The organism is Vibrio sp. 10N.286.49.C3 (assembly GCF_041469545.1).
Lineage (GTDB): Bacteria > Pseudomonadota > Gammaproteobacteria > Enterobacterales > Vibrionaceae > Vibrio > Vibrio tasmaniensis_A.
Genome location: NZ_JBFRKT010000008.1, coordinates 199,913 through 219,729 on the forward strand (window position 1 = coordinate 199,913; position 19,817 = coordinate 219,729).

19 protein-coding genes are annotated in these 19,817 nt (G+C 43.6%); 8 read left to right on the plus strand and 11 right to left on the minus strand.

The genetic code is table 11. The annotated features are described in order from the left end of the window. Nucleotides 1-177: 177 nt before the first annotated feature. The gene (locus AB4180_RS03785; RefSeq protein ID WP_102249402.1) at nt 178-1,605 is read right to left on the minus strand and encodes an NAD-dependent succinate-semialdehyde dehydrogenase; all 1,428 of its coding nucleotides are present in this window, start codon (nt 1,603-1,605) and stop codon (nt 178-180) included. A gap of 467 nt (nt 1,606-2,072) precedes the next feature. Between AB4180_RS03785 and AB4180_RS03790 the strand changes: the two genes are divergently transcribed. Both AB4180_RS03790 and AB4180_RS03795 read left to right on the plus strand, forming a co-directional pair. After that, on the plus strand, nt 2,073-2,645 hold the full coding sequence (locus AB4180_RS03790) for a malate synthase (protein WP_102249401.1): 573 nt from the start codon (nt 2,073-2,075) through the stop codon (nt 2,643-2,645). A gap of 494 nt (nt 2,646-3,139) precedes the next feature. Further along, nucleotides 3,140-4,747, plus strand: coding sequence for a BCCT family transporter (locus AB4180_RS03795; RefSeq protein WP_102249400.1), 1,608 nt, complete (start codon nt 3,140-3,142; stop codon nt 4,745-4,747). Between the two features lie 201 nt (nt 4,748-4,948). Here AB4180_RS03795 and AB4180_RS03800 read toward each other — a convergent pair whose 3' ends face one another. The 4 genes from AB4180_RS03800 to AB4180_RS03815 all read right to left on the minus strand — a co-directional run bounded on the left by AB4180_RS03800 (nt 4,949) and on the right by AB4180_RS03815 (nt 8,868). Next, a complete protein-coding gene (locus AB4180_RS03800; protein ID WP_102249399.1) occupies nt 4,949-5,875 on the minus strand; it encodes a M14 family metallocarboxypeptidase in 927 nt (308 codons plus the stop codon). A gap of 224 nt (nt 5,876-6,099) precedes the next feature. Beyond that, nucleotides 6,100-7,317, minus strand: a complete 1,218-nt coding sequence (locus AB4180_RS03805; protein WP_241909256.1) for a GGDEF domain-containing protein — start codon at nt 7,315-7,317, stop codon at nt 6,100-6,102. Nucleotides 7,318-7,488: 171 nt separating this feature from the next. After that, a complete protein-coding gene (gene pyrC, locus AB4180_RS03810; RefSeq protein WP_012600249.1) occupies nt 7,489-8,517 on the minus strand; it encodes a dihydroorotase in 1,029 nt (342 codons plus the stop codon). Between the two features lie 192 nt (nt 8,518-8,709). Then, nucleotides 8,710-8,868: a YqaE/Pmp3 family membrane protein gene (locus AB4180_RS03815; RefSeq protein WP_008215717.1), complete on the minus strand. Its 159-nt coding sequence runs from the start codon at nt 8,866-8,868 to the stop codon at nt 8,710-8,712. A gap of 218 nt (nt 8,869-9,086) precedes the next feature. Here AB4180_RS03815 and AB4180_RS03820 point away from each other — a divergent pair, with 218 nt between their 5' ends. After that, nucleotides 9,087-10,928: a hybrid-cluster NAD(P)-dependent oxidoreductase gene (locus tag AB4180_RS03820; RefSeq protein ID WP_102249398.1), complete on the plus strand. Its 1,842-nt coding sequence runs from the start codon at nt 9,087-9,089 to the stop codon at nt 10,926-10,928. Nucleotides 10,929-11,035: 107 nt separating this feature from the next. On the opposite strand, the gene nadE is transcribed toward AB4180_RS03820, so the two are convergent. Then, the gene (gene nadE, locus AB4180_RS03825; protein ID WP_102249397.1) at nt 11,036-11,866 is read right to left on the minus strand and encodes an ammonia-dependent NAD(+) synthetase; all 831 of its coding nucleotides are present in this window, start codon (nt 11,864-11,866) and stop codon (nt 11,036-11,038) included. A 109-nt stretch (nt 11,867-11,975) separates the two neighbouring features. On the opposite strand from nadE, the gene AB4180_RS03830 reads away from it, so the two are divergent. After that, complete coding sequence (locus AB4180_RS03830; protein ID WP_102249396.1) at nt 11,976-12,497, plus strand: nicotinate-nicotinamide nucleotide adenylyltransferase; 522 nt, start codon at nt 11,976-11,978, stop codon at nt 12,495-12,497. 22 nt (nt 12,498-12,519) lie between these two features. Beyond that, nucleotides 12,520-13,023: a hypothetical protein gene (locus AB4180_RS03835; protein WP_102249395.1), complete on the plus strand. Its 504-nt coding sequence runs from the start codon at nt 12,520-12,522 to the stop codon at nt 13,021-13,023. 115 nt (nt 13,024-13,138) lie between these two features. Here AB4180_RS03835 and AB4180_RS03840 read toward each other — a convergent pair whose 3' ends face one another. Further along, the gene (locus AB4180_RS03840; protein WP_102249394.1) at nt 13,139-13,765 is read right to left on the minus strand and encodes an AraC family transcriptional regulator; all 627 of its coding nucleotides are present in this window, start codon (nt 13,763-13,765) and stop codon (nt 13,139-13,141) included. A gap of 175 nt (nt 13,766-13,940) precedes the next feature. Between AB4180_RS03840 and AB4180_RS03845 the strand changes: the two genes are divergently transcribed. After that, the gene (locus AB4180_RS03845) at nt 13,941-15,047 is read left to right on the plus strand and encodes a 1-acyl-sn-glycerol-3-phosphate acyltransferase (protein WP_029223825.1); all 1,107 of its coding nucleotides are present in this window, start codon (nt 13,941-13,943) and stop codon (nt 15,045-15,047) included. Between the two features lie 146 nt (nt 15,048-15,193). On the opposite strand, the gene AB4180_RS03850 is transcribed toward AB4180_RS03845, so the two are convergent. Next, the gene (locus tag AB4180_RS03850; RefSeq protein ID WP_017102755.1) at nt 15,194-15,793 is read right to left on the minus strand and encodes a hypothetical protein; all 600 of its coding nucleotides are present in this window, start codon (nt 15,791-15,793) and stop codon (nt 15,194-15,196) included. Nucleotides 15,794-15,894: 101 nt separating this feature from the next. Between AB4180_RS03850 and AB4180_RS03855 the strand changes: the two genes are divergently transcribed. Beyond that, on the plus strand, nt 15,895-16,197 hold the full coding sequence (locus tag AB4180_RS03855) for a YnjH family protein (protein WP_012600256.1): 303 nt from the start codon (nt 15,895-15,897) through the stop codon (nt 16,195-16,197). A gap of 36 nt (nt 16,198-16,233) precedes the next feature. On the opposite strand, the gene AB4180_RS03860 is transcribed toward AB4180_RS03855, so the two are convergent. Further along, nucleotides 16,234-16,533 carry a YfcZ/YiiS family protein gene (locus AB4180_RS03860; RefSeq protein WP_009845739.1) on the minus strand — a complete coding sequence of 100 codons (300 nt, stop codon included), beginning with the start codon at nt 16,531-16,533 and terminating at the stop codon, nt 16,234-16,236. 529 nt (nt 16,534-17,062) lie between these two features. Here AB4180_RS03860 and AB4180_RS03865 point away from each other — a divergent pair. Beyond that, a complete protein-coding gene (locus AB4180_RS03865) occupies nt 17,063-17,524 on the plus strand; it encodes a TetR/AcrR family transcriptional regulator (protein ID WP_009845738.1) in 462 nt (153 codons plus the stop codon). A 387-nt stretch (nt 17,525-17,911) separates the two neighbouring features. On the opposite strand, the gene AB4180_RS03870 is transcribed toward AB4180_RS03865, so the two are convergent. Together AB4180_RS03870 and AB4180_RS03875 are read right to left on the minus strand one after the other, a co-directional pair. Beyond that, the gene (locus tag AB4180_RS03870) at nt 17,912-18,694 is read right to left on the minus strand and encodes a heme ABC transporter ATP-binding protein (RefSeq protein WP_102249393.1); all 783 of its coding nucleotides are present in this window, start codon (nt 18,692-18,694) and stop codon (nt 17,912-17,914) included. Continuing rightward, a complete protein-coding gene (locus tag AB4180_RS03875) occupies nt 18,694-19,731 on the minus strand; it encodes an iron ABC transporter permease (RefSeq protein ID WP_029223824.1) in 1,038 nt (345 codons plus the stop codon). The genes AB4180_RS03870 and AB4180_RS03875 overlap by 1 nt, the downstream gene beginning before the upstream one ends. Nucleotides 19,732-19,817 lie beyond the last annotated feature (86 nt).

A 19,817-nucleotide genomic window follows, 5' to 3' on the forward strand; every position in this document is an offset into this window, starting at 1 on the left:
AACCCCCTTTAACCGAGCCCAAGGTGCCGCGCTTTTATAGCGCGGCTTTTTTTGGCTGTTTTTCTGGTGTGTGGGGGAATCTCAGAAGAGAGGTGTTAGTAGGGCTATTCGATGTTTAAGCTTGCTGATGTCTAAGAGTCAGGCTTAGTTACGACCAAGCCTAACTACTTCCGAGACCTAGTTACTACCAAAACACAGATACTTAATATCCATGTATTCATCGATGCCTTCTTTTGCGCCTTCACGGCCAATACCTGATTGCTTAACACCGCCGAAGGGCGCGACCTCGGTTGAGATGAGGCCATCATTAATACCGACCATACCGTACTCAAGTGCCTCTGCGATGTTCCATACTCGATGAATGTTCTGACTGTAGAAGTACGACGCTAATCCATAAATGGTGTCGTTTGCCATCTCAATAAGCTCTTCGTCTGTCTCGAATTGCATCACAGGAGCGACAGGACCAAAGATCTCTTGCTGAACAATGTCCATGCTGTGTTTCACATTTTTAAGAATGACAGGCTGAAGGAAAAGCCCATCAAGCTCTTGAGTTGGCGTCACAGGTGTCGCGCCTTGTTCTACCGCTCTGTCTATTAATGCTTGGATGTTGTTCTTCGCATTCTGACTGACAACAGGACCAATGGTGACACCTTCATCTAAGCCGTTACCAATCTTAAGCTGTTGAACCGCTTTATCGAATTTAGCCACGAACTCATCGTATACCTTACTGTGAACGTAGAATCGGTTTGCACAGACACATGTTTGTCCCGCGTTACGGAATTTTGACGCCATTGCGCCTTGAACCGCCGCGTCGATGTCTGCATCGTCAAACACAATAAAAGGTGCGTTGCCACCGAGCTCCATAGAAGTGCGTTTGATGCCTTTTGCCGCTTGAGCCATCAAGATACTGCCTACTCGAGTCGAGCCTGTGAAAGAGATTTTTTTAATCAGTGGGTGTGATGTGAAAAGCTCGCCAATCTGTTCAGGGCTATCGCCAAGTACGACTTGGAGTAGATCTTTAGGAATGCCCGCTTGGTAAGCCAATTCAACCACAGCAAACGCAGAAAGCGGTGTTTCATCTGAAGGTTTTACGACAAAGCTACAACCGGCTGCCAAGGCTGGAGCTGCTTTACGAGTGATCATTGCAATAGGAAAATTCCATGGCGTAATTGCACACGAGACTCCAATAGGCTGCTTGATGGTCACCAAGCGTTTGCCTGCGACTGTGCTAGGAATAGAATCACCATAAGTACGCTTGGCTTCTTCTGCGAACCACTCAATAAAGCTCGCGCCATACACGACTTCGCCTGTCGCTTCTGCTAACGGTTTACCCTGCTCAATCGTCATGATTCGAGCCAGATCTTCTTTGTTTTCAAGGATCAGTTGATGCCAACCACTTAGCAATGCAGCACGGGATTTAGCGGGAGTTTTTGCCCACTCTTTCTGCGCAACATGAGCGCGTTCGATAGCACTCTCTAACTCTGCCTCAGATGAGATTGGTGCGTGGCCAATAAGCTCACCCGTTGCTGGGTTTGTGACTGCAACTGCGTTGTTCGCTTCTGTCACCATAAAAGAGAGTAAGTGCTGGTTCTTAATGTTTAGCATCGTGATTCCTTTGTTGTGATTACTTTAGACGTGTTGCTTATGTGCGGGGTGGCGTGTGTTGAAATGACTTCGACCAAATATTGATTGGTCGAAGATTGTGGTTACTACTCAATAATACAGTGTTTCTTGTTTTCAAGATGAAACACCTACCCTTTTTCTTGAAATGATTACCATAGCGCTGCGTGTTGACTGTGATTGAATCGGTTATTACACAAATTCAAACAACACGTAAAGTGTGTCTAATGAGCTCTCAGCCCAATTAAATAAAGGGCTGGGGGCTCAAAATGCCGGTTTGAGTAAAAAAGCAATTTAGTAAAATTAACACTGTGAAATTTTTGTTGTGAAATTGTTTCTAAAATACAAGTAGTATGAAATACATGGAAGCAACACAGTAAAGAACAATTTTGAAAAGGGTCAATCAGGATTTTTGACCTACATGAAATTCAAAGCCGTAAGAGGGAAAGACTATGAATATGCTGACACTAGACAGAACAGAACTTCACAGAAACCATTCAACATTTATTGCTGAAGCTGTCTTTGCCGTAGAAATGGTGAAAGCAGACAAGCAACTCGAAAAACAAAAAATGGCGAAACAGTTGCTTGATACTCTATTCCCTTTAGAAGCGGGTTCACACGAAGATGCAGTGAGCTACGAGATTGATTATCGACATGTTCAGGTTTACTTCAAAAACGGCGAGCACACTGGCCTGAAAAGAGCGAAGCACTTTGTCGCTTATGCGGGTGATAAATCTAAACCATCGTCAATTCTATTTCGAGACGAGAGCGGGACTCATGTTGAAGTGACAATAGGTGCTCGCAAAGGCACTGGTAATTTAGAGTTGGTGAACATCGAAGACATTCAATTAGAGACATGCACCACGTTTGGCCAAACTGAAGCGAACCTCTCTTCTGGTATTCGCCACTGGGTTAGCTTAGTGAAGGGTGATGAAAGCGGCCGACCAAGCGCATCGAGTGAAGATAAAGAGTTCACTGAAAAGAATGGCGAAGATTACAACCTAGGCTTTTGCTTCGCGATTTAATGTACTGCCTTTGAAATGTGCAGTTCTGTGGCGAGAAGCGTAGCAAGACATAGCACTGACATTTAAATACTGATTTCTCTTTTACCTTTGGTAATTTCCCCGCCCCTATAGCGGGGCTTTTTTATTAGAGCTATAAATAAATCAGGCTATTGTTAATATTATCTGTAGAAAGTTTGCATGAGATTTTACGGTGCGTCATTTTAATTTAACATGTTGTATTTTAATGTTTTTGTCTGTTTGTTTTATTCTGCTTTTATTGGGTTAACTATCACTATCAATGGTAGTCTGGGTAACTATTGAGCTAAAACTCAGTCAAAATGCTTCGACCTGTGCTATAATGCGTGCCTTGGGATTGAGCCAGTAAGTCCATTTTTCACCAACCATTGTGATTTTTATCGCCTCTATTTAGGTGGTGCGGCGAGCCAATCAAGTAGTAATTGGATATGGAGAGCGTCCTTATATTCGTTGATTCGGATATGTGAACATCATAATTTATGAGTTTTAAATCAAAAAAATACAGTATCGATTCTACTGACTATCAAGTTGGTCAAGATAACGTCAGTAAATGGGGCATGGATGTCCACAACACCGTCTTCATAGCCTCAGTAGGCTTATCTCTTCTCTTCATCATCACTCTTCTTGCTCTTCCTCCAGCAGAGGCTAAAGCTGCTATTGATTCTATTAAGGGTGCTGTTTTATCAAAGTTTGACTTCCTGTTTATGTGGGGAGCTAACATCATGCTAGCGTTTGCTGTTGTTCTAGCATTTTCACCGTTGGGCAAGATTCGTCTAGGTGGCGAAGATGCGACGGCGGACTATTCGATGTCATCTTGGATTGCGATGTTATTCGCAGCCGGTATGGGTATCGGGCTTATTTTCTGGGGTGTTGCTGAGCCAACCGCGTTCTTCACGAACTGGTTCGGCACACCATTAGATGCGGAACCTTTTACAGAAGCAGGCCGTGAACTAGCACTAGGTGCAACCGTATTCCACTGGGGCTTTCATGCATGGGCTATCTATGGCATGACGGCGCTTTGTCTAGCGTACTTTGTTTACAACAAAGGCTTACCGCTATCAATGCGTTCTGTGTTTTACCCAATACTGGGTGAACGAGTTTGGGGTAAAACAGGTGATGTGATCGACGTACTAACGGTACTGGTTACTCTGTTTGGCCTTGCGACTTCATTAGGCCTAGGTGGTACGCAAGCAGCAAGTGGTATTAGCCACGTGTTTGGCTTGGAAAACAACATCTACCTTCAGCAATCTATTATCGTTTTGATTATGGGCTTGGCGATCATCTCTGTTATGCGTGGCATGGACGGTGGTGTTAAGTTCCTAAGTAACCTGAACATGGTTATTGCGTTCGTATTCCTTGGTCTTATCGCTGTATTGAACTTTACGACAGTGCTTGATTCTGTGGCGACTGCGGCAACGGGCTATGTGAAAAACATCGTAGCTTTGAGCCAAAGTGCGGGTCGTGAAGACACAACATGGCTGCATGGCTGGACTGTGTTCTACTGGGCATGGTGGGTTGCGTATGCACCATTCTTCGGTATGTTCGTAGCGCGTATTTCTAAGGGCCGTACGGTTCGTGAGTTCCTACTTTGCGTACTGATTATCCCAACATTGGTAACGTCGGCTTGGATGTCGATCTTCGGTGGCGTGGCTATCGAGCAAGTAATTAACCATGTGGGACAACTTGGCCTCGACCAAGGCATTACAGACGTATCTCTAAGCTTGTTCTACATGCTAGATGCTTACTCGTTCGGTAGCATTCTGTCAGTTCTCGCAGTCGCACTGATCATTGTGTTCTTCGTTACAACGCTAGACTCAGGCTCTATCGTTATCGATGGCATGACAGCGGGTGGTAAACTAGAAGTGCCAGTGAAACAGAAAGTGGTTTGGGCGGTTATCTCAGGTGCTATCGCGATGGTGATGTTGTGGATTGGTGGTACTCAATCTATCCAAGCTCTGCAATCGATCACGATCATTGCTGCACTGCCGTTTACGATCATTCTTCTTATTGGCTGTTTTAGCTTGTTGAAAGGTCTACTGACTGAAGTAGATAAAGGACAAGAAAACGTTAGCGAAACCGCTAAATAAAGTAATCGAGTATGGGGAGTATATAGTTCGCTAATTACTCCTTATTCAGTGTTATTTCAAAGCTCTCTTGTACTGTGTGCAAGGGAGCTTTTTTATGCCCAAGAAGAAATCAAAGACAAGTAGAAAAGATAAAAAAAGAGCCACAAGTGAATCGTCACTTATGGCTCTTTTTAGTTTTAGGGAGCAGCTTTAGCTAATAGCTTACGCGTTCAGTTCGTGCTGAATAACGTAATCCAGAGCACCGACTACAGCAGCAACTTGAGCGTCATTACACTCTTCGTCAGTCACTTTGTCGCTGTCTGGGTAAACCTCTGTGGTTGTTCCGTACTTACAGTCGGTCACGCCGCCACATAAGCCAAGCTTCTTCATTGGGTAGTTGATCACACCGTGTTGAGTGACATCTGAACCAATGATCTTGCCTTCGTCATCCGCAGGCGCAATGTGCGTTACTTTTTCTACTGAAGCAATGACTGCCGCTTGGAATTCTGGTTGCGGGTTTTCTGTATCGCCAACCGTGTAGAAACCATCTGGGATCATACCTTCGATGTACTCAATACCATCACGAGCAGCAAGTGCCGGGCGGAATTCTGTCTCATCAGAATCTGTCGTTTCATGTAGATCAACGTGAACCAACACTTCTGGTAAAGAAGCGACTAATGCACGTAGGTTTGCTGATTCTTCTGCTGGCGTACCGTCGTAGAAAGAGCGGTTTGGATCGACAGCATTTGGGTTCCAACGGTTGATGACTTCGTAACCCCAAGGGCTTACACAAGGTGCTACTACAATGTTGAAGTGCACTGTGTATTTCTCTGCTTGGGTCGCTGCAAATTTGATAGCGCCATGCACACCACTGGTTTCGTAACCGTGAACGCCACCTGTAACGAGAATGGTCGGCTTTGACTCGTCCCAGTTTTTGCTCTTAATTACAAAAAGTGGGAAGCGAGCTTCGTCGTAGCTCAGTGCACCGTATTGTTCGATATCAAAACGGTCTGCAAGTGCTTTAATCTTTGGCACAACTTCTTGTTGATATTCACGCTTAACCGTTCTTTGAGCAAACCATGCTTCACGTTCTGCTTGTTGCCACTTTTGTCCCGGTTTGCCGATAGGGTAGGTGTAAGTACTTTCCATTGTTTTTATCTCTGTGGGGTAAGTTGCGATTGAGTGAGAATAATCAGCAGAAGAGTATCGTGCAACTCTTATTGAGTGGACTTATGTTACAAGCGATTGGTATTTTTAATGTTGTTTATGGATAGCCTTGTTTGCTGTGCTGCTTTTTTTGTAATGAGTTTTTCCTTTTTCTAGGTTATATCAAATGCTAACGTCCGATACCGAAATCGGTGCTTTCTATAAAACTAGTGTTGCACTGGTGAAGCAAGGGAAGGTAAGTCCTGCTTTGTCAATTTTCCTTGCTCATCAGTTAAAGCACAGACCGTATTTCGACCATTTTCTTTTGCGTAATATAAGGCTTCATCCGCGCGTTTAATCATACTGGGAACCTTGTCTTCAGCCCAAAGTTCAGACAGCCCAAAACTTGCTGTCAGATTGGCACTTTGCTGTCGCCAAAACTTGGTCTCTTCGATAATTATTCGTAACTTCTCAGCTACCTTACATGCTTCACCGATACGGGTATCAGGCAATACAATCAAGAACTCTTCGCCGCCATAGCGGAACGGTATATCTGCGGCTCTAAGGTTGTGTTGGAGAATGATGCCTATTTTTTTCAATACTTGATCGCCAGTCTGGTGACCATGTTGATCGTTGACCTGTTTAAAGTGGTCGATATCGAGAATGATCACCGATAAGGGGTGATGATGCCTTACGCTGCGCATCCATTCTCGTCTTAACATTTCATTCATAGCGCGGCGATTATACAACTGGGTTAAGCTGTCTTTCATTGATGAGCTATAAAGTGATTGCATCAATCTGGCGTTTAGAAGCCAGTTGTAAGTGAAGCCGATCGTGCTAAGCAAAATAGCAGTCATGATGAACGCAAGTTGATGGATGCTACTTGCTTGTAAAAAGTCGTCAATATTAGGTTCCTTAAGGGTTATCCAGATCCTAACTAGCATGAAAATAGAGTGAGCACTGAATACACTCATCAATAGTACAAGCGCTGCTTTGACATCAGCGACAGTGCCTGTTTTTATGACCAATACACTGGCCACAGTACATAACGTGATATAAAAACTCATCGTTATCACTCTCGCATTGGTTGATGCATCGTAGAGGGTGAAGTAAATCAAGGTAACGATGACGACTGGTAATCCCAAGAAAACGCAAACGCTATAGAGCGAGGGCGATTGTCTTAATTGAGTCAGGCTAAACACCATTGAAGCGAATCCGCCGGCTATTGCCATATTTGATGTTATTTTTGAGAGCCAAGGTGAAATGTGGGAGCCAAAACTCAGTAATGAAAACCCTACCATTAATAAAAATATGGCACAGAAAAAACTGCGCATTCCCAGAATACGAGCTTGGCTTTGTTGTTTGATTACTAGACCGATACAGTACGTACCAGACAAAAACACCATAATTAAACACAAAGTTCGAATATCTAAGTCTAGAGTCATATTTTACCGCTGATTTTTAACCGTACTTTTTGGGTGGTTATAAGGTAAGGTTAGGTGCTAATTGCCTAGAATCAAGGGTATTAAGAGATAATAAAAAAGCCCTTCACTTATGTGAAGGGCTTAGTGTTTTATAAGTTGTAATGAGCGCTTAAGCTTTACAACATCGGACTACTATTTTACAGCCCAAGCAATCGTCTCGCCGCCACGGATTGGCACAACGATGTCTGAACCGAAAGGCATGGTTTCAGCAACATTCCACTCTTCTTTAACGAGCGTGATGGTGTCTGCATTACGTGGCATGCCGTAGAAATCCGGACCATTGTGGCTTGCAAACGCTTCCAAGTTCTCAATCTTGCCTTCTAAATCGAATACTTCAGCGTACAGTTCAACCGCAGCGTGTGCTGTGTAAGAACCTGCACAACCACATGCTGACTCTTTAGCGCCTTTCGCGTGTGGCGCAGAATCGGTACCCAAGAAGAACTTCTTGCTACCGCTTGTTGCCGCTTCGATAAGTGCTAACTGGTGTGTGTTGCGCTTAAGGATAGGTAGGCAGTAGAAATGTGGCTTAATGCCGCCAACCAGCATGTGGTTACGGTTGTAAAGCAAGTGGTGAGCTGTGATGGTTGCCGCTACGTTCTCGTTAGCGTTCTTAACGAAAGTCGCTGCATCTGCAGTCGTGATGTGCTCTAGAACGATCTTCAGGTTAGGGAAGTCGTTAACAATCGGTGCTAGAACCGTGTCTAGGAACTCTTTTTCACGGTCAAAGATATCAACATCGTGAGCCGTTACTTCACCGTGTACCAGCAGCAACATACCCACTTCTTGCATCGCTTCTAGTACGTGGTAGATCTTTTGAGCTGAAGTTACACCTGAATCCGAGTTTGTCGTTGCGCCAGCAGGGTATAGCTTCGCCGCTACAACAGCGCCAGATTCTTTCGCTTTGCGAATTTCATCAGGTGTTGTGTTGTCTGTTAGGTAAAGTGCCATTAGAGGCTGGAACTGTTCACTTGGCTGCTCTGCCATGATGCGTTCACGGTAAGCAAGAGCCATTTCGGTATCGGTTACCGGTGGGATGGTGTTTGGCATGATTAACGCTCGACCATTGTAGCGGCTGATATCGCGGACTGTATCTTTTAATACTTCGCCATCGCGTAGATGAACGTGCCAGTCGTCAGGACGAGTAATCGTAAGTTGTGTCATTGAAGGCTCCCACCATTTGAAGTGTTATGTAGTTGGAGCCTAAACTCAGCGAAATCTGTGAAAGCAATCGCTTACGTTTAGGCGACAGGATGATAGTGGAAAAGCACTTTCATTTCATCCTATTTTTAACTCTTCAGGGTTAGGAGCTTGTTTTTATGGATATTTTATTCGGTATCTATTTGTTAATAAGGGTTAGCGGGTGGCTACCCACAGACCATGGATCATTCCTGGAACCCAGAAGAAGAAGGTCAGGACGATGTTAATCAGCAAATCTTTACCTGCACCGCGAGCGAAGAACACACCAACGGGCGGAAGCAATACACATAAAATGATAATGACGAGTTTGTTCATGATAAATCCTTTTTATTCAATGAAAGTTCAATGCGATAACCGTGTTCATATTATAGAACGTATAGAGAGTGTTAATGCATTGCTGTCTTAATGTATACAAGGCAGTGATTTAAACATCTCAAGATATTAGCTTAGTATCAAGTGTTTAATGCCTGCCAGTTTATCTATTTATAACCATTTGTTAGCATTGGGACAAACAACAAAACATTGGAATCGTTATGTCGCAGTCACCTTTAGATCAAGCTCCCTCTTTATCTCAAATCAATTTGTTTCCGGTTAAATCAGTGGGCGGGATCGCACTCTCTTCTGCTTGGGTCGAAAAACAGGGTCTTACTTTCGACAGACGTTTTATGTTGGCACTGGCTGATGGCTCAATGGTGACAGCGCGTAAGTATCCGAAAATGGTCAAGGTATCTTCAAGCCTGCAACCAGACGGTTTGATCTTTACTTATGAAGGTAAAGAGCCGCTGCGTCTAAAGTATGCAAATTTCAAGATGCAAGAAGCACCAGCAACGGTTTGGAAAGACAATTTTACGGCTTACACCACCAATGATGAAGCCGATGATTGGTTCAGTGATGTGCTCGGAGTTCGTGTTGAGTTGCTGTTTTCTGGTGAGCAATCGAATCGAGTGCGTGAAAAGCTTGGCCATAATGTCAGTTTCGCTGACGGCTATCCAATGTTAGTGATCAGCCAAGCCTCTCTAGATGAGCTTAATCGCCGCAGCCCTGAAGTTCACTCTATGGATCAGTTCCGGACCAACTTTGTTGTTTCGAATACAGAAGCTTTTGCTGAAGATGGTTGGAAGCGTATCCGTATCGGTGAGGTTGAGTTCGAAGCGGTGAAGCCTTGCGAGCGTTGTATCCTAACGACAGTTGATGTTGAGCGTGGCGAATTTAGATCAACAAAAGAGCCTCTTAATACCTTCTCTACATTCAGAGCTAACGAGCGTGGTGGCGTTTTCTTTGGTCAGAATCTTGTGGCTAAAAATGAAGGTTTGGTTAAAGCGGGTGATGTGGTTGAAGTACTCGAAACCAAAGAGAAAGAACACTACGAAGACACTTGGGTTGAGTCGTTACATTTAACGTGTGTTGAGCGTGAAGAGATCGCTCGTGACTTTACGACCTTTTGGTTAGAGCCTGCCAAAGAAAACCATTCATTGCCAAGTTATCAGCCAGGGCAACATCTTCCGATTGAGATGGTGATTGATGGCGAGAAGGTTTCTCGTCGTTACACGTTATCTTCTAGTCCTTCACGAGCGGGTCGTTTAGCGATTTCAGTGAAGCGAGTGGACGATGGTCAAATCTCTAACTGGTTAAATGATCACTTCCAAGTAGGTGATACTTTGGTTGCTCAAAATCCAGATGGTGCGTTCTACTTAGAAGCGAATCCAACTCACCCGTTACTGCTTTTGTCTGCAGGCAGCGGCATTACGCCAATGTTGTCGATGCTTCGTTATTTGGCCGATCATGGCCAGATTGGTGATGTGGTTTTCTACCATCAGTGTAGCAGTGAAGAAGACATCCCTTACCAAGCTGAGATTGATAAGATCGCCAGTGAGCACGCGGGTCTTCGTGTGATTTATTCATTAAGCCAACCAACCAAAGAGTGGGATGGTCTGTCTGGCCGTTTGAGCGTGTCGCATGTCGCTAAAGTTGAAGAGTTACACAAGCGCCAAGCGTTCGTGTGTGGCCCTGACGGCTTTATGGATAATGCTAAGAAACTGCTGATTCAAATGGGGCTCAACCCTCAGCATTACCATCAAGAAGCGTTTGGTGTCGCTCAGTCAACAGAAGAGACGGTGAAGCAGCTACAGTTAAGTGTGAACGGCTACCTGTTCGAAGGTAATAATCAATCAACCTTGCTAGAGCAAGCGGAGTCGGCGGGGGTGTCTATTGCTTCAAGTTGTCGTGCGGGTTTCTGCGGTGCTTGTAAAGTGACGCTTGAGTCCGGACAAGTTCATCAACCGGATGTCCCTGCATTGCAAGATCATGAACGTAATATGGGGCAGATCTTGGCGTGTTGTAGCGTGCCTCAAACCGATATCGAAGTTGTAGATTAACGACTCGTTAGATCATTACGAAAAACGCATTAAAGAACACTAAATAGAAAAGGCCGGAAGTTCGTAAATGAGCTTCCGGCCTTTTTGATTCTGAGCTAATTCAAAGATTAATCGTAGATCGTTGGGATTGGTTGACGCTTGTGCTGTGTTGCTTTGTAGATGCCAACTAAGCGATCGGATACGTCTTGAGGTACTGTTTTACCTTCAAGGAAATCATCGATTTGATCGTAAGAAAGGTTCAATGCTGCTTCATCGGCTTTCTGTGGATCAAGCTCTTCTAGATCAGCAGTGGGTACTTTCTTAACAAGTTGCTCTGGAGCGCCCAACGTTGCTGCAAGCTCTCGAACTTGGCGTTTGTTCAAACCAAATAGTGGTGCTAAATCACATGCGCCGTCACCGTGCTTAGTGTAGAAACCAGTGATGTTTTCCGCTGAGTGGTCAGTACCAATCACCAGACCGCCAACGTAACCAGCAATTTCGTATTGTGCGATCATGCGAGCACGAGCTTTCACGTTGCCTTTCACAAAGTCGATTTTTGCTGAATCTGTTGGTAGTAGACCTGTGCCTTCAAGAGCAACGTGAGAGGCTGCGTGAAGCCCGTCAACACCCGCTTTAATGTTGACAGAAACAGATTGAGAAGGCTGAATGAAAGAGAGAGCAAGCTGTGCTTCGTCTTCATCTTTTTGTTCACCGTAAGGTAGACGAACCGCGATGAATTGGTACTCGTCGCTACCAGCGCTTTCATTTAGGCTATCAACGGCCATCTGTGCCAAGCGGCCACAGGTTGTTGAGTCGACACCACCACTGATACCAAGGATCAGTGATTTGCATCCTGACTGTTGAAGTTTCGTTTTGATAAACTCCACACGACGAGTCACTTCGAAGTGAGGGTCAATTGAAGGTAGTACGCGCATTTCGTCACGAATTAACTGTTCCATTCGTATTCCTTTCCTGCAAGCAAATTAAAAATCTAGTGTTATCATACCTAAATCATCCGATTTAAAAACCTCTTTGCACAAGCTTAGAAAGAGAAGGCAGTAATAAGTAATGGAAAAAATAGCCATTTTCGGTAGTGCGTTTAATCCACCGAGTTTAGGGCATAAAAGTGTGATTGATTCATTGACTCACTTTGACAAAATCCTGCTCGTTCCAAGTATTGCCCATGCTTGGGGAAAAGAGATGCTAGACTTTGATACGAGATGTCAGTTAGTTAACGCATTTATTAGCGATCTTTCATTGGATCAAGTGGAGCTTTCTTTGGTCGAAAAGAGCCTATTTACTCCAGGTGAAAGCGTAACGACTTATGCGGTGCTCAGCGCACTTCAGAAGTTATATCGTGATGCGGAACTCACGTTCGTTATAGGTCCTGACAACTTCTTTAAGTTCTCATCTTTTTATAAATCAGATGAGATTACTGAGCAGTGGTCTGTAATGGCTTGCCCTGAAAAAGTGAAAATTCGTAGTACTGATATCCGCAATGCGCTGATAAGTGGAAGCGATGTTGCAAAACTGAGTACAAAGTCAGTTACAAAGATATTGCAAGATAATGGACTGTATACAATAATGTAGATTCACTCACTTAAGAGGTCTGATGACTATGCTAAAGCGCGCGATACCAGCGACGATGATCATTGCAGCATGCAGTTTACCTGCATATGCTGAGTGTGATTTTTTTAGCCTAGATTCGGTAATGCTGACTTCTGATGACGAAAATAGCTGCTTGGATTTCTCTACTAGCCTTGAATCTTTCGGTCAACGTATGATTGAGCTCAGTGGGTTAAATGAAGGTGAACCTGAACCTGAATCTGAATCAAAGCCAGACTATTGGTCTGATTGGGTTATTCAAAGCAAAGATGCGCCTTTGTTAACTCAGAGCCTTGAGTCTAACTATGTTGGTCTCGGTATGTGGTTTCCAGAAGAGCTGGAAGATGAACAGTATAATATGTCGACAGAAGAGTGGTTGATGAACCATGGTCTTCAGCTGAGCATCGGTTTTGGTGATAAAGTTGAAGGGCAGCCGCGTATGCGTTTTGATTACCGTTGGCATGACTCTAGTGATGCAGACTTAATGATGCAGGTTGAGCTGCCATTCTAGACAGGTAGTTCATTCTTTTCTGTCTAAGTGCTAAGAATTAAAAAAGCCGCAAAAACTCAGTTTTTGCGGCTTTTTAGTATCTAGTCTGTTGCTTTCAATATCAGCTATCGCCAGGTTATAAATCTTCACCAAACACGAGCATGCACAGTTGTTCGAACTCTTCTTCTTTGCCTGAGAACAGATCATCAATTACAAGAGTACGTTTCTGACCTGATTGCATGCGCTTCTTCGCCTCGCGCATTACCATCACCAATGTGTGCTCTTGCGGTAAGTTTGAGTCATCAACATTCCATTGATTGAATCGCTGAGACAGAGCACTTTCACAAAGCAGTGGCTTAAACGCCAACACCTCTTGCTTCAATACAGTAAGCATATCTTTAAACGCTTGCTCAGTATTATTCGTTTTTACACTACGAGACTTAGTAACTTCTAGCTTTTCTAGTAACGCAGAAGAGAGGTTCGTTTGCGTGACGTATCCCGCTTGTCTTGGGAATGAATCCGTCAAGCGCACAGAAAAGTCGACACGATTAATCTGTGTGTTTGGAAAGTAGGTCAGTGATGTTAGGCAGTCATATGGAACCCAGACGCTCTGACCTGGCTCGACGGCATACTCTTGTTTGCCCAGCTTAATCAAACCCAAACCACTTTGAACCGATACAAGGCTATGCTTAAGTACTTTTTTGCGTGGTGTAATCACCAGGTGTGAAAAGTAAGCCGATGTATATTCAATAGCGAAGTTCATAGATAGTACCTTAGTCTTGGGGCGTCAAGATTACCGTTAATCTTAAAGAATGCCAATAATAACAGGGCATTTTCGATGTTTCTGGTCTGACCTTGTCAAAAGTATGGGCTCTGTAGCTGCGATAAGTCAAAACAACGCGTAGAATGAGCCAGCTTTTTATTATATGAATGAAAAAATGACCTCTCCAACCGATCCATATGTTGATATTCGTCCTTACGGCGATGATGAAATTCCTGCGGCACTAAACCGTCTTATTAATGATGAAGAATTTATCAGTGCAATCTTGCACTACCGTTTTTCAAACCATGCGTCTTGGTTCAAAGCATTAATGAGCCCGATTTTGCGTGTGTACTTAAAAATGAAATGGAGCAAGCTGACTAGCGTTGAATCCATTCAGATTGAAGTGAAAAAGTATTTACGCGATACGCTCGCTAAAACCACTAAAGGGGTGACATACACGGGTTTAGAGTCACTGGATGCGAACCAAGCGTACCTGTTTGTATCAAACCATCGTGACATTGCTATGGATCCAGCGTTAGTTAATTACGCTTTGCATCTGAAAAATCATCAAACTTGCCGTATTGCCATTGGTGATAACCTACTAAAGAAGCCATGTGCGACTGAATTGATGCGTCTGAACAAAAGCTTCATCGTAAAGCGTTCTCTAAAAGGGCCACGTGAAATGATGAAAGCGCTAGGGCAGTTGTCTTCGTACATTAAGCACTCTCTAGAAACAGGTAACTCTATTTGGATCGCTCAGAAAGAAGGTCGTGCAAAAGACGGCAATGACTTCACAGAGCCAGCAATTCTGAAGATGTTCCATGTTGAAGGGCGTAAGCAAAAAATCGTATTTCCTGAGTACGTGAAATCATTGAAGATCGTTCCTGTGGCTATTTCATACGAAAACGATCCATGTGACACCGCGAAAGCAATAGAGCTTTTTGAAAAAGACGTAAACGGCAGTTACGAAAAGGGTGAGTTTGAAGATATCGAAAGTATCATTCAAGGCATCATCGGTAATAAAGGGCGTGTTCATGTTGGTTTTGGTCAGGTTATTGACCAAGATTTCGATACGCCTGAAGCACTTGCTCAAGAGATTGACCGCCAGATTCATGATAACTACAAACTATTTCCTGTGAACTTACTGGCTGCAGAAAAAGAAGACGAGTCGATTACAGCTGCGGTGAAGCAAGAGTTTGAAGATAAACTATCGAGTTTGCCACAAGGTGCTCGTCAGTACTTGATCGATAGCTATGCGAATCCAGTGAAGAATATTGGTTAATGAGCGTTAGCAAACAAGTTCGTTGATTGAATTGAAAAAGGAGCCTAAGGCTCCTTTTTTTATAGCGGTATAGGTGTCTTTTTCTAAGTACTGCTATTACCGTCAATCAATCAATCAATCAATCAATCAATCAATCGAACGGCAGGTTAGCGAGCAACAGCACCACCAAGATCTAATTGGGTCGGCCACGTGGTAATCGTGTTACCACCTAGGTAGATATTGCCTTTGACCGTCATGGTATCGGGAAATTCTGTAATTGCAGATCCGCCAATATATAAATCGCCATCAACCACTATCCCGTTTGGCAGCTCGGTTAAAGGAGTACGGATCACGCTTAGGTCTCCTTTCACTCTAAAGCCGTTGGGAAGCCGTATTAGGGGGGTATCAGTGAGGTTGATGAATCCACCCACTCTCACACCTCTTGGCCAACGGGTAATCTTACTTCCTATCAAGTCGGCGTAGCCTTTTATTTTTACGCCCGATGGAACTCGGGCTAGTAGGCTGTTACCGCCTTTAAGGCTTCCGTTAACTTCCAACCCTTTGGGAAGGCGAGTGATTGCGGTGTTTTCTATATTTAAATTGCCATCGACGACCAATCCTGTCGGTAGTGATGTATAGGGCTTATTTCGTAAATATAAGTTTCCGTAATTATCCAGATGGTTCAATATTTGATACTGATCGAGTGGTTCTGCAGTCACATTTGTTATGGTTAAAGAACCAATAATAAGTACGATTATTCGGAGCATAACAAGCTTCTTATTACGATAGACGTTAACACTATAATGAAAAAATTATTCTCGCATAGTGTTTTACTCATTTGTTAGTCGGTAAAAAAGAATAGAACACAATGAAAGGCGAATCTGTGATTGAAATAAAGCGTCAAATTCTAAAAGGCTTTGTGATTGTAACTTCTGTATTTTGTTCAGCATCAGCGAATGCTAATAAAATAATATCAACGCCCGCTAAGGCTGCAGTCGTCGTCACTCAGAGTGGTTCACAGCAACGAGTTTGTTATTATGATGATAAGGCCTATAGCCTAGGTGCGGTCGTTGAAGTTTCAGGAGTGTTGATTCGATGTGCTGCCGAAAATGATTTTGAGACCAATGGTGCTCTAGGCTGGATTGAGATTATAAAAAAAGACGAGAAATAAACTCGTCTTTCATTGGTATGAGTGTTGGTGCTTATATTAACGTGCTAGAGAGCGAGTCTTAAGTTCGAAAATAATCTTCTCAGCGCTGACTTCAAACTTAAAGCGAGCATTTAATTCTGTGCTTTCTTCTGTCAGTTCTGATGCTTCAAACTCAACGTTGCTAGACACTTGTTTAGCAAGCTCAACGTACTTAGCAAACTCAGTTTCAATGAGTGCTTTAGAGTTACCGTAAACCGTTACTTCGGCAACATCGTCGCCTTCTTTAATGATAAACCCGATTTCACCTGCGCAGCCGCAAGCCTCACATACATCATTGTTACCAATATCTTGGCTCATAAATAATCCTCTTACAAAGTCTGCGGTTATTCTAGCGAGCAATTTGAACTGTATCTACAAAAATCAAAATCTTTGAACTAAATTTTACTAGTATGCTATGCTGTTTGATAGGATATTTAATGAATATGTATATTCGCGACGATAAATATGTATGTGATTAATATCACGTTTTCCTGAAGAGGTACGTTATTTATTTGTCAGAATATCATTCACTTAGTTGCGCCAGGATTGATTTTATAAGAGTATCTATCGCTTGACAGTTATTTATACAATGAATTTTTCGTTGGGTATTTCATATTCTAAGTAGTTATTTAAACTTATCGACTTAGGATTGTAAGGTGATTTTCGAAGAATAATTAAACAAAGTGCCCAAAGAGGCAACACTGTAAAATTGTTCGTACAAAGTATTTGTGGGTATTTAATGGAAATACTTGCGAAAAAATACCTTGCTCACATAATGCTGATAACGATTTTCATTCTGACTTCATTCGGTTGAGTTAGATGGATTTACAAAGAGAAGAACCTGAATATGCCAAAGCGTAGTAAAGAAGATACAGAAATCACGATCCAGAAGATCATGGATGCCGTTGTAGACCAGTTATTGAGATTGGGTTACGACAAAATGTCATACACGACGTTGAGTCAACAAACAGGCGTTTCTCGTACAGGTATAAGTCATCACTTTCCAAAGAAAACGGATTTTACTGCTGCTCTAGACGGTCGTATTTTCAAGATGTTCATGGAACACATTGACTTTGAAAATGGCCTTGATGCATTTTCGGCTAGCTGGGTTGCGGCACTTGAAGATGCTGAGTTCCTAGCGATCTTACGTTTACTTTTCCATCATATCGTTACTGCTGAGAATGCACATGAGTTCGCGGCAAACGGTATCGACCGCTTGTACAAGCTAACTGAAACTCAGTTTGGTGATGCTAGTGGTAAAGAATTAGAGTGGTTGATTGGTAAATCATTGATTCATATGAGCCAATAATCAACACGCAATGAAAGAAGCTCCTGAGGGGGCTTTTTTTGTACCTGTAGTTTCACTTTTCTTTCTTTTTTCTCTAGCTCTCACGCCGTTGTCGTTATCTTGTCTTTGTGCTGAGTAAGGTTATTTCTTTTTAGATGATTAGGGTTTCGCCTGCATTTTACTGAGTAACTAAAAGCTTACTAACATTAACTGATGGTGTTTATTTCTAGAGCCTCAAACGTTCAAGGTGAGCCGTTTTAAGGGGTATTGCCATGGTAACTAACAAAATTGATTTTAAGGCGAGAGAGGGACTGTGAGACAATAAAAAGCCTCGAAGAAATCGAGGCGTTGAATGGTGTGGTTGTTAGAGAAAGCGAATACTCAAAACAAACCTGTTCTTAATCGGACTTATTGTGCGGGGTGAACCTGAGGGAAGCTCATGGTTGGGTGCTTTTCGACAATACTTTTGTAACCATACACATCTTCTATCATCGAAGGTTTCAGCGCATCCCAAGGCTTGCCATCACACACCAAATTGCCATCTTTCAATACCACCAATCGATCGGAATACTGCGCGGCTAAGTTGAGATCATGCAAAACTACGATAACCGCGGCATTGTGGTTGTCGGCTAGCTCTCTCGCGATTTTTAATGTGTTGTGCTGATGGGCAAGATCCAGTGCTGATGTGGGTTCATCAAGCATCAAGATACATTGGTCACCAGAATAGTGAAGTTGGGTTAGCACTCGAGCCAAGTGAACACGCTGTTTTTCACCGCCAGATAGAGAAGGGTAGAGTCTTTTACTTAGGTGAGACACATCGGCAATATCCATTTTCTGGCTAGCTATGCTAGTGAGCTTCTTGTTGGACTCTTGCAACGGGATACCACCAAGCTCGACAACTTCGTGTGCCAGAAAAGGGAAGGTCAACGTACTATGTTGAGGAAGCATCGCCAAGTGCTTAGCCAACTTTTGAGAAGACCACTTGTCTTTGGTGTGTCCAAAATACTGAATATCACCAGTGCTCGATATCTCCTGACATAAAGCTTTGAGCAGCGTACTTTTTCCTGCGCCGTTTGGTCCAAGTAGTGTGGTTACCTTTCCTGCTTCAATCTCAATAGAAACGCCATCTAAAATCACTTTGTTGCCGAACTTCACTTCGATGTCGGTTGCTTTTAACGCTGCAGGAAACATTAAAGGATTCTCCCTTTCTGTTGAAATAGTAGATACAAGAAAAATGGAGCGCCGATGATTGCAGTGACAATACCAACTGGCAATTCAGCTGGAGCCAGTGCCACGCGTGAGGCCATGTCTGCAGCTGTTAATAGTAACGCGCCTAACACTGCTGATAGTGGCAACAAAATTCGGTGGTCAGGGCCAGCCAACATACGACCTAAATGAGGAATAACCAGTCCGATGAAGCCAATCATGCCAGACAAGCTAACCGTGATACCAACGCCCGCAGCCGTCAGTAGAATCAGCTTTCGCTTGAGTTTCTGTACTGGGATGCCAAGGTGTTGCGCTTCTGATTCGCCCAGTAATAGAGCATTCAATGACATCGCTTGGCGGTAGAAAACAACAAACAATCCAACGAGTGTGACAGCAGCAAGTAAAATGCCGGACCACTTAGCGCCCGCCAAAGACCCCATCGACCACAATGAAAGATCACGCAGCATTTGGTCATCAGCAATGAAGTTTAAGAAGCCAATACCTGCGCCTGACAATGCACTGATCGCAACACCCGCTAATAACATGATGGTCACCGAGGTACCGAATTTTCCCGTACCTAGCTTATAAACTAGCAGGGTGGTTAAAGCGCCACCTAAAAAGGCAAATACTGGCACGGCCGCAAAGTTCATAAAAGCAGGGTATTGCAGTGAAAGTTCAGAGAAAAGAACAATAGCCAACGCCGCGCCTAATGCAGCTCCGGCAGAGACGCCGATGATCCCAGGTTCTGCAAGCGGGTTTCGAAACAGTCCCTGCATGACGGCACCACATAATGCGAGAATCGCGCCGATTAGCATACATAAGATGGTTCTCGGTAAGCGGATCTCTTGAATCACCAAATTGATGTGGGGAGCTAAGTCATTGCTGGGTCGGAATAGGCTGGCTGCGCTGTCAGCTAAGCTTATGTCCATAGGCCCAACGGTGACCGAGTACAGCGCGGTTAAGACTAGGATGGCGCCAAAGCCTAACATCGATGTTTTTAGTGGGACGGATCGTAACAACATAAAGAGCCTCAATGTCTATCACTAGCTTCAATCCTCGTAGCCAACTTTACGAAAGCGACGCGGTAGTGAGGATTGAGCAAGTAACA

Coding starts and splice junctions, on each gene's coding strand:
- AB4180_RS03820 (WP_102249398.1), top strand. CDS start 9,087: ATGTCGCAGTCACCTTTAGATCAAGCTCCCTCTTTATCTCAAATCAAT.
- AB4180_RS03800 (WP_102249399.1), bottom strand. CDS start 5,875: ATGGAAAGTACTTACACCTACCCTATCGGCAAACCGGGACAAAAGTGG.
- AB4180_RS03870 (WP_102249393.1), bottom strand. CDS start 18,694: ATGTTTCCTGCAGCGTTAAAAGCAACCGACATCGAAGTGAAGTTCGGC.
- AB4180_RS03865 (WP_009845738.1), top strand. CDS start 17,063: ATGCCAAAGCGTAGTAAAGAAGATACAGAAATCACGATCCAGAAGATC.
- AB4180_RS03795 (WP_102249400.1), top strand. CDS start 3,140: ATGAGTTTTAAATCAAAAAAATACAGTATCGATTCTACTGACTATCAA.
- AB4180_RS03875 (WP_029223824.1), bottom strand. CDS start 19,731: ATGTTGTTACGATCCGTCCCACTAAAAACATCGATGTTAGGCTTTGGC.
- AB4180_RS03830 (WP_102249396.1), top strand. CDS start 11,976: ATGGAAAAAATAGCCATTTTCGGTAGTGCGTTTAATCCACCGAGTTTA.
- AB4180_RS03845 (WP_029223825.1), top strand. CDS start 13,941: ATGACCTCTCCAACCGATCCATATGTTGATATTCGTCCTTACGGCGAT.
- AB4180_RS03785 (WP_102249402.1), bottom strand. CDS start 1,605: ATGCTAAACATTAAGAACCAGCACTTACTCTCTTTTATGGTGACAGAA.
- AB4180_RS03835 (WP_102249395.1), top strand. CDS start 12,520: ATGACTATGCTAAAGCGCGCGATACCAGCGACGATGATCATTGCAGCA.
- AB4180_RS03840 (WP_102249394.1), bottom strand. CDS start 13,765: ATGAACTTCGCTATTGAATATACATCGGCTTACTTTTCACACCTGGTG.
- AB4180_RS03850 (WP_017102755.1), bottom strand. CDS start 15,793: ATGCTCCGAATAATCGTACTTATTATTGGTTCTTTAACCATAACAAAT.
- nadE (WP_102249397.1), bottom strand. CDS start 11,866: ATGGAACAGTTAATTCGTGACGAAATGCGCGTACTACCTTCAATTGAC.
- AB4180_RS03855 (WP_012600256.1), top strand. CDS start 15,895: ATGAAAGGCGAATCTGTGATTGAAATAAAGCGTCAAATTCTAAAAGGC.
- AB4180_RS03805 (WP_241909256.1), bottom strand. CDS start 7,317: ATGACTCTAGACTTAGATATTCGAACTTTGTGTTTAATTATGGTGTTT.
- pyrC (WP_012600249.1), bottom strand. CDS start 8,517: ATGACACAACTTACGATTACTCGTCCTGACGACTGGCACGTTCATCTA.
- AB4180_RS03860 (WP_009845739.1), bottom strand. CDS start 16,533: ATGAGCCAAGATATTGGTAACAATGATGTATGTGAGGCTTGCGGCTGC.
- AB4180_RS03790 (WP_102249401.1), top strand. CDS start 2,073: ATGAATATGCTGACACTAGACAGAACAGAACTTCACAGAAACCATTCA.
- AB4180_RS03815 (WP_008215717.1), bottom strand. CDS start 8,868: ATGAACAAACTCGTCATTATCATTTTATGTGTATTGCTTCCGCCCGTT.